At 33.3% G+C, this 13,033-nt stretch carries 8 protein-coding genes; 3 read left to right on the plus strand and 5 right to left on the minus strand.

From position 1 onward, the window contains the following. Positions 1-99 precede the first annotated feature (99 nt). The 3 genes from ACP6PM_RS03390 (at position 100) to ACP6PM_RS03400 (ending at position 2,434) form a co-directional block, all read left to right on the plus strand. A complete protein-coding gene (locus ACP6PM_RS03390; protein WP_426581858.1) occupies positions 100-1,116 on the plus strand; it encodes a CHAD domain-containing protein in 1,017 nt (338 codons plus the stop codon). 10 nt (positions 1,117-1,126) lie between these two features. Further along, a complete protein-coding gene (locus tag ACP6PM_RS03395; protein ID WP_426581859.1) occupies positions 1,127-1,261 on the plus strand; it encodes a hypothetical protein in 135 nt (44 codons plus the stop codon). Between the two features lie 510 nt (positions 1,262-1,771). Then, on the plus strand, positions 1,772-2,434 hold the full coding sequence (locus ACP6PM_RS03400) for a Crp/Fnr family transcriptional regulator (RefSeq protein WP_426581861.1): 663 nt from the start codon (positions 1,772-1,774) through the stop codon (positions 2,432-2,434). 40 nt (positions 2,435-2,474) lie between these two features. Here ACP6PM_RS03400 and ACP6PM_RS03405 read toward each other — a convergent pair whose 3' ends face one another. From ACP6PM_RS03405 to ACP6PM_RS03425, 5 genes are all read right to left on the minus strand, one after another. Next, positions 2,475-3,656 (minus strand): FtsW/RodA/SpoVE family cell cycle protein, encoded by a 1,182-nt coding sequence (locus ACP6PM_RS03405; protein WP_426581883.1) that lies wholly within the window; start codon positions 3,654-3,656, stop codon positions 2,475-2,477. Positions 3,657-3,720: 64 nt separating this feature from the next. After that, complete coding sequence (locus tag ACP6PM_RS03410) at positions 3,721-4,218, minus strand: GNAT family N-acetyltransferase (protein ID WP_426581863.1); 498 nt, start codon at positions 4,216-4,218, stop codon at positions 3,721-3,723. Between the two features lie 688 nt (positions 4,219-4,906). Continuing rightward, on the minus strand, positions 4,907-5,506 hold the full coding sequence (locus ACP6PM_RS03415; RefSeq protein WP_426581865.1) for a MiaE family protein: 600 nt from the start codon (positions 5,504-5,506) through the stop codon (positions 4,907-4,909). Between the two features lie 1,124 nt (positions 5,507-6,630). Continuing rightward, positions 6,631-8,013 (minus strand): ion transporter, encoded by a 1,383-nt coding sequence (locus ACP6PM_RS03420; RefSeq protein WP_426581867.1) that lies wholly within the window; start codon positions 8,011-8,013, stop codon positions 6,631-6,633. Positions 8,014-9,973: 1,960 nt separating this feature from the next. Next, positions 9,974-12,169, minus strand: coding sequence for a tetratricopeptide repeat protein (locus tag ACP6PM_RS03425; RefSeq protein WP_426581869.1), 2,196 nt, complete (start codon positions 12,167-12,169; stop codon positions 9,974-9,976). Positions 12,170-13,033 lie beyond the last annotated feature (864 nt).

The raw sequence follows: 13,033 nt of genomic DNA on the forward strand, positions 1-13,033 counted from the left end.
AAAAAAACTTGTTAATAAGCAACAAAAAGTGTTATTATGATAGTTTGGCAAAATGTTGTAAGCATGAATGCCAAGGTTGAGTTAGGGTGAAAATTAACTATGACAACACAAGTATTGCCTAAAGTCAATAGCCTTGGAGACTGGGCATCCTTAGCCTTTGAAAAGCATTTTCAGAAAACTCTGAAACATGAACCAGAGGTACTAAAAGATCGAGACCCAGAGGAACTGCATCAAATGCGGGTGGGTATGCGTCGTTTGCGCTCTGCTGCTCAAGGTTTTCGACCTGTTGTAACTTTGCCAAAAGCTGCTCAAGATCAAAAGATTGGTAAAATTGCTCGTTGTTTAGGGGGTTTAAGGGATTTAGATGTGCTTTTAGAAGCTCTAGAAAATCGCTATAAACCAAATTTACCTACTCTAGAACAAGTTGAGCTGGATAAGGCTATGCAGCAGTTGCGAAAACAGCGTCGCCAAGCTTTTAAAAAAGTACGAGCAATACTCGGAGATAAGAGTTATCTAATGTTGAAACAGAAATTGCAGGAGTGGTTAGATAGCCCAATTTATACAGATATTTCTCTACTACCAATTCAAGAAGTATTACCAGATTTATTATTACCTGAAATTAGTCAATTATTTCTTCATCCTGGCTGGTTAGTAGGGGCAGAAAAAGAAGATTTAGAAACAAGCGATAATCAGGATTTCTTGCTGCAAAAAACTAATTCTAAATATCAAGTTATCAAAATTAATAATGAGACCTCTGCTATAAATATTAGTGATACTGAGGAGGAAAACCTACATAGTTTGCGCAAAGAAGTAAAGCGGGTTCGTTACCAAATGAGTTTATTTACTGAATTTTACGGCCCAACTTATGAGGCTTATTTAAAAGATATGAAAGAACTCCAAGAATATCTTGGTGATATTCAAGATAGTGCAGTTTTAAGAGAATTTATGGAAAATATCTTGCAATCTAACATTGACAAAGTTCTTCCCAACTTGGCAATGCAACTGAAACAAAGTAGAGAGAAAGCATTGCGGAAATGGCAAGTTTTACAAAGACGGTATCTTAATATTCAAGTTCGACAAAATTTCCGCTCTGAATTATTGCGACCTGTGACATAAGTTTGGATGAGTGTATATATATAGCACAGAAGAAGCAAAAGCTTATATGGCAACAGGTAGCACAGACAAAAAGATTTCCGTTGTCCCTCAAGTGCAACGTCCGGAGGATGTCAAAAGCTCTAACTTTTTACTGCGACTGTTATAGTTAAAGATTGGCAGTAGGTAAAACTTGAGCCAAGAACAGAAAAAATATAAAATTTATCTCATCTAAAAAAAATTATGTTTATGGCTTCCTTCTTGCATCAGAAATAGAAAGTTATCCCTTATAAGTTTTTCAGAAATAATTTTCTAATGGCGTTGCTGATGGGTGGGTATGATTTGTATTTGTTGGTAATTGTTAAATCATTGAATAACAAATACTTGAGATTATTCAGTCTTTATTTTCATGCCTTGATTCAGCAACGCCTTTCCAATTTGATTTTTTATTTCGTCGGCCTAAAATCGGGTATAACACTCCCACTATAAATTTCATTTGAGCGAATTAAAATTAGTGGGATATTAAAACTAGCCACTAATTTTTACTTCTGACTTCTGACTTCTGACTTCAAAAAGCTTAACCTATTACTAATCTTTTAATTACCTAATTTTTACTTTACTGAGATAAGCTCAATACTGTTTATTACAAATCAGTATTTTTTTATTGAAATATTTAAATATGGCTCCAACTTCAAGAGCAATTATAGACACTAATCAACATCATGTAGGCACTGAACCTCATCTACACTTTTATCAGAAAGGAGAAACAATACCTTTAATGTCCCAAGGTATTTGGCAAATTTGTCAGGGTTTAGTGCGACTCAATACCCTTTATCCAGTAGGTGAAGAAAGTCTTTTGGGTTGGGCAGGTCCTTCTATGTGCTTTGGCAGTTGTTTTTCCTACTTGGACAGTTATCGAGCAACTGCTTTGTCAGATGTTTGTTTAATGTTCTATACTATGATCGAAATAGAAACTTCCCCAAAACTAACCCAAGAGTTGTTGCCTCAGTTAGGAAGACGATTTAGGCAAACAGAGGCTTTATTAGCGATCGCTGGAAAACGACGAGTAGAAGATCGCCTGCATCAATTATTATTGTTGTTAAAGCAAGAATTTGGTCAATCTTTGGGTGATGCTACTAGGTTAAATATTCGTTTGACTCATCAAGATATTGCTGCTGCAATTGGTACCACGCGAGTAACTGTCACCAGACTATTAGGAAAATTAAAACAGCAGGAGTGGATTAGTATAGATAAAGATCGCCATCTAATCTTGAGAAATGAGACTTTTGCAAACTCATCAGATTTGTTTAGATTTGACAGAAATACTTATTACAGAACTTAATTTACTATTATCTCTACTTAGTACAAAAAATGGAAAAAATTTATTGCACATAGCGTCGCCGTCGTAAACGACGTTCTTTTAATATTAAAACTTCTGCCTGATTTTCTTCTCTAGCAACCCGAACTAATAATCCAGCTAAAAGCAAACTACCAATCATTGAACTACCACCATAACTAAACATTGGTAATGGCAAACCTGTAGTTGGTAGCGCTCCAGTAGCAACACCTATATTTAGTAAAGACTGCCCTACTAAGGCTATCATAACTCCAATGGCTACAAGTTGATGTTCCATGAGTCGAGCTTTGAAGGCAACTTTCAGAGCAATAATACTGTAGACAACTAATAAGAGAAATAATATTAAGGCCCCTACAAAACCAAACTCTTCAGCATAAACAGAAAATATAAAGTCGCTATAGGGAATAGGGAGAAAATGTAACTTTTGTTGAGATAATCCAAAACCACGTCCCCAAATATCTCCAGAAGCAACTGCTAGTAAACTTTGAACCAACTGATAACCATCACCCATTGCATCTGCCCAAGGATTTGTAAAAGAAAGAATTCGCCTCCTTTGATAATCATTAATGCTGACACTAATGGTAGCTAAAAGAAATCCAGCTAAAGCAATACCTCCAAGATAAAAGTAAGGTAGTCCAGCAGCAAAGGCAATAAACCATAATATTATACCACATAAAGCGGTGGTACTCAAGTTAGGCTGCAGGAGAATAGATGCTAGTACCAAAGAAAAAATGGATAACCAAGTTATTCTAACTAACCAACTCAAGCGATTCCATTTACTAAACAAATAAGCTGCTTGTAGTACTAGAAAAGGTTTCATTAGTTCAGAGGGTTGAAGCAGTACTGGGCCTAAAGATATCCAGCGAGTTGCCCCATTAATAGTGGTTCCTACTCCGGGTATCAAGGTAATTAATAATAGAGTAAGTATCAGAATTAAACCTACTTTGGCAGTTTGTAATATTGCAGACAAGGGGGTATAAACAACTACATTGAATCCTACCATCCCTACTAAAACCCATATTAACTGGCGTTTAAAGAAGTATAGGCCGTCTCCATATTCTGTTGCAGCACTGGCATAGGAAGCTGAAAATAATACTACTAGACCTGTGCATAGCCAGAGAAATGTTAACCATCGTAATAATCTAGCTTCTATTGCCCATGTTTGGACTTTAGGGTCAAAAAAAGGAATTAGATAACGTAAATACATAGTCAAGGGAATAGGGAATAGGGAATAGGGAATAGGGAATAGGGAATAAAAAAAGTGAGTTGTGTTAGTCCACTACTATCGGATCTAAAACTTTTTTATAAACGCGATCGCAACGTTTTGTTTCGACACCTGTTGTTAGCTGATAACCATTACTTTCATATAATTTAACAGCTTCTTGCAAGACTGTTGCTGTTTCTATCCAAATTTCTTGAAATTTACGTTCAGCAATTCTGTTTTCTAATTCTTTTAATAAGAATTTGCCTAATCCTTGACCTCTAATTTCTGGTAATAAGTACATTTTTCTAATTTCGACTGCTTTATTACCTCGTTCAATTGGATAATATGCTGAAGTTCCTAATATTTTTCCTTGCCGTTCTATTACCCAAAATTCTCCTCCTATATTTTGATAAAATTTTTCTACTTCTAAAACATCTCGATCTGCTCCTTCTGGTTCCCAGTTTAGATTATATTCGGCGAGAACATAACCAATAATATTTGCTGCTATTTTACGGTCATTTGGTTGCCAATTTCTAATTAAAAATTCACGATAATATTTTTTCATTTTTAGGGAGTAGGGAGTAGGGAGTAGGGAGTAGGGAATAAAAAACGGAATAATACCACAGCAGATTCCAAGTATGTGAGGTACAAATATTACATTAATACCTCTATAATGCAGGTATCTTATCTTGCCCGCTAGTAGTGTACCTAAATGATATGAAATTTTCTATATTTAATTGCTATGGTTATATTCCTACTAAATATTAGGAATTGTAGCACTACCTATTTAGGGTTGGCGCTCAAAAGTCTTTTTCAGGAGTAGGGGAGCGGGGGAGTAGGGGAGTAGAGAGTAATTAGGAAAAACGAGGAATTAATTAGGAGATAATCGGATATATTTGTACCTTAATTTTTCTCCTAATCCCCCCTGCCTTTTATGCTAATTTTTTGAGGGTTTTTAACTAAAAACCAGGAACTTTTTTCGATCGAAAAAGGCACTTACCTTTAAGAGTCAATGGTTTTATATTTTATCGGTAAGCCCTATTTAGGGCGCAGACATTGGTAAATCCTTTTTGGAGATAATTTGGGCTAAAAATAACTCAGAGATTACTTTTAACTTTTAATTTTTGACTTGCGCGTAGCGCTATAGAATTCATAAGTCATAATTAAAATATTCCTAGTTTAAAATATTTTTACTGATTAATTTAGGCTCCTGAATGCTGAATGCTAATTGCTAATCGCTGAATGCTTATTAATCAACTATGAATCCGAGGTTCTGGATGTAAATTACTCAGTATCTCACTTTCAAATATGGCTAATTCCTCTAATCTTTTCTCCACAATTGTCTGTTCAAAATAAGTTGTAGCTAAAATCCAATATACTCCATAATGTCTAGCTTCAGATGCCATTAAACTACGATAAAATTTTGCCAATTCTGGTTCGGGAGAATGATCGGCAAGTAAGCCTAAACGTTCGTGACTACGAGCTTCAATTAAACAGTAAACTAATAATAAATCTAACTTTCTTTCAGGTTCATTCCGCCGAACTTGACTATTTAAAGCTGCTCCATAAGGAGGAGCATTTAGGGGAGCTAATGGGATATTACGACGTTCTAGCCACTGGTTAACTTGTTCAAAATGTTCTAGTTCTTCACGGGCAATAGCTGTTAACATTTTGATAAGTTTAGCACTAGAAGGATAGCGAAACATTAAATTTAAAGCTACTCCTGCTGCCTTTCGTTCACAGTGGGAATGGTCTAATAATATAATGTCTAAATTGGCGATCGCTTGTTCGAGCCAAGCTTGGGAGCTAGGTTTTTTTATATATTTAATTGTTGGTGTTTTTGATAATTGCATAATTATTCTTGATTTTACTTTTAATCAGCTTTTGTTGCTATTTTTATAGCATTAAATTTCAGGTATAAATAATTTGATAATACTTTTTTAAAGTCAGATTTTGTGAATATAAATTAGTTGTTGGCATTGAAGAAATTCTAAATTTTGCGTTCGAGTCCCCATTCCCCGTAGCTAGGGGGTTTAATATTATCTGCCGAATTTTGCCCGAAAACGAAGCTCGTGCACAAGAAGCATCTGTGTATAGCTATTTCTTTAATTATCTAACCAATTCTCCAGATTATCAATAGTTGTCATCTCAAATATTTATTCTGCTCAAAGGTCTAATTTTGCTAAAGATAACTGTTATATTTGTGTTTGTATTTTTGGTGAAAATTATCCCAATATTCGCTGAATTAGACGCAATATAGCAATATGATTTGAGTTGTGAGATATTGAAAACTTTTAGGGAACAGGGAACACTTAACTGGAAACAGGGAACAGAGAAGAAGAAAAAAACGTATCATATTAGTATCATATTAATATAATAATTGCTATATTCTATACTTTTAAGGAACATCTCAATTCTCACAACTGATTCCTGATTGCTATATTTGTTTGACTGCTTACTTGATTTACCTTGTTTTTGAACCTCTTGTCGTCTTTTTTATTCTCCTACTTTTAGTCTTTCTTCCTTACCTTATACTCCCTTCCCGCTAGAAGGTTACCTAACCAAATTTGGCTATAAACTATATGCTGCAATGATCTACTGATTATAATTTTGTGCCGGGAAGGAAGTAGTTTAGCTCAAATAATTTATCCTTTCCTATTATACGATTTCTCAAAAGCTTTTATACATTTTATTGAGCGGGAGAGTAGGGGAGAAGTAAACAGAAGAATAATTAACATTATCTTGCTAATTATGAGCAAAAAAAATATTCGACTTGTTTTAATTACTTAATAACTGAAGTATTTCCCAAGTATAGCATTACTTTTGGGAATTAGTATTACCCGTTACCGAGAAATTAAGATATAAAGCCTCTCCATTCATGGATAAAAAAATTACTTTGAACCCAATCCTATTCTTTATAATAAAAGGTAATTATTAATTATTAATTGTTAATTGTTAATTATTAATTATTGAACTGCTATTTTTTTTCCTTATTTTCACTCCCATAACGTTCTTCTGCTATTTTCTGAACATGATCTGCAAAGTCTGGATAATGGTCTAATACTTTTTTAAAGTCATCTTTATCTAGGACAAATAACTCACAGTAAGTTAATGTTTGAACAGATGCAGTACGTCGTTTTTCGTATAAAAGGGCAATCTCTCCAAAGAATGTACCTGCTTCCATAATTCTATATGTAATACCAGTTTTTTCTGAAAAAGCTTTCACCGTTCCACGCCTAATAAAATACATTTCGTGACCCCATTTTCCTTCACGAATTATATATTCATGAGGCGGAAGTATTTCGGGTTTTAATGCCATTACTATTTCCCCCACAAAATTGGGAGTTGCACTTTGAAAAATTGGAACTTTCTCAATTACTTCTTTGTGTAGTTCTAGTGCTAATCTCATCCTTAAAGGTGCTGGTAATTCATCTAGTATATGATAATCTCTAATATCTCGATTTTCTAGCCATCTATATTGATAGTAGTCTCGAATTTTTTGTTGTAATTTAGGAGTTATTTTATTATCTCGCATATAGGTTTGAATTTGCCCAGACTTTTCTCGATATCTAGCTTTTACAGCATCTAAGTTAGAAATTAATGAAGATACATTACCAATAATATAAGCATACATGGATATCCCTAAAAACATGACTATCAAAGTAAATATTATTTCAATCTCAGTAGCAGGAGTGATATCTCCATATCCAACAGTAGTAAGAGTTGTGATTGCCCAATACAGAGAGTTTATATATTGGGTTCTTCTAGTTGCTGATTCTAATGATTTAGGAATTAACCAAGAATTTCCGGTACTAGATTCCCAACTACCAATCATAAACCAGATACAAGCTACCCAATGAGTAATTAAAATAATTACTATTACTAATTTAAACATTCTAATCAAGGTGGGATTAATATGAATATTAGTTTCCCACTTGTTAAAAATTCGATAAAATTGAGGTAAGCGTAATAAACGAGGTAATCTTAACAAGGCAATAATAAATAGTGAATTTGGCAACAAAATTTGTGTGATTAAATCTCCTGGAAAACTCACTATTAAATGTCTGATAAAAAGTCCAGAACGATAATGTTGAGCTATCCTTTTTGGGTCTTCAATATATTCTCCACGCTCAAAGTAACCAAGATGAAATCGAAGAAATATATCAGCGATTAGAATACTATCTCCGATTAAATCTAATAAAATCCAGATGCCATCAAATCTTTTGATAAAAGCGATTCTGAATGGTACAATAAAAGCATTATAAATAGTAATAGATACAATTAATACTTCCCATAATCTAATCAATTTAGTATCGGGATAAAATATAGGTCTTTTTACTTGATTTTTTATTTTAGTCATTAGTAAAAGTTGTCTAAAGAAGTAAAAATTAGGATAGATAACCAGTTAGGTATTCTAGAAATGTCTATGATTCTTTCTTATTTATAGGCTTTAATGAAACCATAATAATATTTATAGCGGTTTTTCAAAATTTTGACTACAAAACTTCTGCCTTCTGCCTGTTGTATTTTGCCTTTAAGTCGAAATTTTTGTACTCTATGTTAATCAAAACTGCTATAAATAATTGAACTATATTTTTGTAGTACTTGTGAATCTAACACTTGATAATAAGGGATAATAAGTGTTTTTTTGTAGACATTTTTTTGAGGAAAGTTTGCCAATACGAATAGCACCCTTAAAATATAATTTTCTAGCATAATATTTTCCCATTTTAATTAGCTTGTGGGACTGTTCAGAAAAGAATGTTTTGATAGCAGTTAATTCTAGATTTTGACCGACTAAAAATTGCTAACAAATATACATTTTTTTACTTTTAAACATACTTATTTATTATAATAAATTGAAAAATAAAGTCGTCTAGCCTTCCTTGCGAATCGTTTTTTTTTCAAAGATAAATTACTCTCAATATCTCTTTTTGGTAAAAGCATATCGGCTCAAATGATATCATAGAAAATTCAAAAAATATGTCTCAAGTAAAATCGTCTGCCAAACGAGGAAAACTATTAAGTAGTTCTGCAAAATTACAACAATTTTTAGGATGATGAGGTACAGTTTAAGACTAATTTATATTCCCTATTCTCTATTCCCTAAAGTCCTAAAATTTTGTACCTGATTAACTCCAAAACTGCCGTAATTTTACATACTCTAAGCCTGAAAATCCTATATTGTAAAAATCACACAGAATAAAATTAGGGTAAGTATTTCCTGCGGAATGCCGAACTAACAGCAATCAACTATTAGCTGGAGCGCCATTAACTTATTCTTTTTGAAGGAAGAATCAGAATTGAAAGATTGAGATAAAATTAAAAGTTACTTTCAAAGTATATTAGCTAATCTTTTTTATTAATTATTTGGTGCAGGATTATTACCACCGAAAAGCTGTTGGTGTAGCATTCCGTAGGAAAGGCGAACTACCTGAATATTTACAAATTATACCAATTTGAAAAATGGCTACTATAGCAAAACCCAAACTAGGATATTCTTCCAGCCATTCATTTGTAAAATTTTTTGATCAAAATGCTATTATATCAATTTGAAAAAAGAATGTTACGAATAATAAGGACTATTAAAATACTTTACAGGAGATGTCTCTTTGACTAAAAAGATAACTTACGACCTAATAAATGGTATTGAAGCTATTCATTCTGACTCCTGACTCCTGACTCCTCAGAAATAACCTAGGTATTTGTAGGAAATATTTATAAAATTGGTATTAGGTAATTAATTTTGCCTAGGTACTTAATATCAAATTCAAAAAAGGTAGTTACATCTTAATTTGTGATTTATTGCTACAATTTTTAATTGTATATATCCATCAAATGTCAAAATTAAGCATTTTTTCTTCTTTTTTATCCAGTTTTTCTTTCACTATTCTCTGTTATATGTTCCCTGTTCCCCGTGTCGAGACTGTAGCAATATTTTATGAAATTGGTATAAGATATCTGCACCCTTCCTCAAATCTACTACCTAGTAACAAACTTAATGTAGCAATATTTGATGAAATTTTTATAGCAGTTCTCATATAGCGTTTCTCAAGCATGGTCGGTACAGTTGTTTTTCTTATTTTCTATTCCTTATTTCCCAAATTGCTACTACCTACTCCCTACTCCCTAAAAGTTACGAATGGGCGTACCTCACGCTTTTTGGGAATTGCTATATTAATGAGATACAGTATTTTTTCTATTCCCTATTCCCTATTCCCTATTCCCTATTCTCTCAAATCGAAAAATTTTGTATCTCACTAATTTGATAAAAGCTATAATAACTTACGAAATTTTTCTTTCATTTTTATTACTAACTGTTAATTCCTGATAGCTAAATCCTCGCCTCGTAATTTTACCATCACACTATAAATATCTTGAGCAAATTTTTTCGAGTTCCACAAAGGTGCTAAATTTTCTGACTCCTTAGACCTAACTAACCTATCAATAAATTCCTGCCGTAAGTTATAATTTTGACCTAATTTCACACCCCAATCAATATATTCTTCCCATGACCATGATACCCCTAACTTAATATCTAAACTTTGTAAAAAAGAATAACCCATTCTAGATAAAAATTGTTCTCCGACGTGGGTAACAACTGGCAAGTTAAACCACAAAGCTTCTAAAGTATGAGTACCACCATTATAAGGATAAGAATCAAGTAAAATATCTGCTAAAGAATAAATACTTCTATGTTCTTCTTCTGTAGAAAATCTATCCATAAATTTAATCCGATGAATACTCACCTCCTCAGCTTGACAAGCTTGATGATAAGCAGCTTGAAATACCTCTACATCTCCTAATCCTTTATGAACTAAGATACTATTAGGCACTTGCTTCAAAATAGCAACTTGGGCATTAACTAAATTTCGATTAAATTTCCTACCTGGTGCTAAACAAAGATAAACTATTTGATCTAAACCTATTCTCTGGGATTTTCTTAAATTAACTTGACTTCTTTCTATTCTTTCAAAACCAGAAACTGCCACAAATGAATCTGGCATTCTCACCAATTTTTCTACATAGTATTTATCTCTATCTTGGGGGTGGGTGTACCAGTCACAGAGAAAATAATTATCCGAAGATATGCAAGGAGCATCAAACCCTAACCAAGATATACAAATAGGTGCTGGTTGATAAGAAAAAATCTCCGTATTAATTGGTAAGCTCAAAGAATCTAAATCTATTAATATATCTACTTTGTCTTCCTGAATTTCACGAATAATTTCTCCCACATCCGCTATTCCTTTAGGATATTTTTTCGGTACATATAGTTTAGTGGCAGTTTGACTAAATTTATGAGTTTGGTCGTCTACTTTTAAACGTTCCGTTAAGTATAAATATGTTTCTGTATTGAGCTTTCCCAACTCCCGAATTATATCGAGACTGCACCAACCCACAGAATGCCTACAAAAATGACTGGATATAAAGCCAACTTTTAATTTCCGACTCTGACTAAACTCAAAATTTGCAAATTTTTCCTGATGATTAGACTTAGGTTTGAAACGTAGTTGAGTATAAGCTTTAGATACTAACTTGTAGAGATGAGAATTAGCTTCAATATCATCTCTTAAGTAAGGAACACTGAATAAAAAATTTCCATATAAAGATTTTAGTTCCACTGACTTTTTGACAATATTTATATCTTCCCTAAGTTTAGCCTCCAACTCAAAAAATCTATCTTTAGCAATTTCATTTAAACCAGATACTTGATAAGTGCTAATCATATATATAGCAGTCATAATCGGATCGACTTCCCTACATTCTTGACTATATTTATTGACTGCTTCCCTAGCAACTTTATAATTATTACCATCCCTCAGAATGCCACATAAATGTTGATGAGCTGTAGCATAGTCCGGTTGAATTTCAATAGCTTTCTTCAGATTTTCAATAGCTTCAGAAAACTTACCTTGATTTCTCAAAGTAACTCCAATTTGACCATAAGCTTCTGCTAAATCTGGCTTAAGCTTAATACCTGCTTGCCAAACAGCAATAGCTTCCCCTAATTTACCCTCTTCAGCTAACCTATATCCTTCCCTTAAATTAAACTCTATCCCACCCAAACTAGGATTTAATTCTAATGCCTTTTGCTGGGAGGCGATCGCTTCATCCGACTTGCCCAACCCCTGCCAAACCTTGGCCAAATTCCAATAAGCAGCGGCCATCTCTGGTTGTAGTTGAATAGCCTTCCGGTAACAAGCGATCGCCTCTTCCAATTTTCCCTGGCGATAAAACATACTGCCTAAATTAACATGAGCCTGGGATAAATTAGGATTAAAATCTATAGCCCGATAATATAGACTAATTGCTTCAGAGATTTTACCTTGGGCCTGAAAAATATTTGCCAGAGTAACATAAGTAGGAGGCCAATTAGGTTGTAAACTTAAAGCCTGACGACAACAAGCTATGGCTTCTGATAATTGTCCTTGAGCGTAGTAAAGTTCAGCCTGTTGTGTCAACGTCTCAAAATATGGAGTTTGTGAGCTGGAAAAACTAGAGGGAGTATTCATTGAACAACTTTTTGTGCTAATTCTAATTAGTTAAAGTTTCAAATTTATCATATAGTAGTCGTCATTACTACTAGGACATTCTCGCTCTTCTCAAATATAGTCACAGCAAAAATTTAACTTTTGTACATTGCCAATTCGACGGCTCCCCTATCGCGCCTTCTGACTTCTGAACTTCAGCTATATTTGATAGCTTAGTAGGATTTAGATCATGTCTGGTTGAATAGTTATAATTATATCTTCGTAGTAGGGCTTTAGACCTAATACCATTAGCGAAGGATTAAAATCCTTGCCAGTTTATTAGACATCTCCAGAAAAGAGGAAGTAGGGAGTAGGGGGGAAATAATTGACGGTTTCTGCGTATGGGATTGATTTGATTTTTTATTTTTGGAGAGGTCTATTAGGTCAGGACTGTGGAATTTTTAAAAAAAATTAGCAGTGAAAATAGGAAAAACTATTTATCAAGTTAAGCATGAATTGTTATCAAATTATCTGGCATTATAATTAAAATATCCTTCAATTAAAATGAAACTTATTTGAGTCTAAATAACTGAAGTTTTTTGAATAAACAGTTAAGCTATTGCTGACACAAAGCTCCCCTAAAGCACAGAATTACAGTTGAAGATTGCTAAAATTATTATGCACTATATTATATAGTGTCTTTGCGTAAGTTCTGTAGCTTTTTTATCCTCCAAGAAATAAATTTCTGGGCTACACAGTAGAAGTCATCTAAAAGATGACTAAAGGTAGCTGATAAAATGAAACTTATTTGAGTCTAAGTAACTGAAGTTTTTTGAATAAACAATTAAGCCATTGCTGACACAAAGCTCCCCTAAAGCACAGAATTACAGTTGAAGATTGCTAAAA

This window comes from Dapis brunnea BLCC-M229 (assembly GCF_050015995.1).
Classification (GTDB): domain Bacteria; phylum Cyanobacteriota; class Cyanobacteriia; order Cyanobacteriales; family Microcoleaceae; genus Trichodesmium.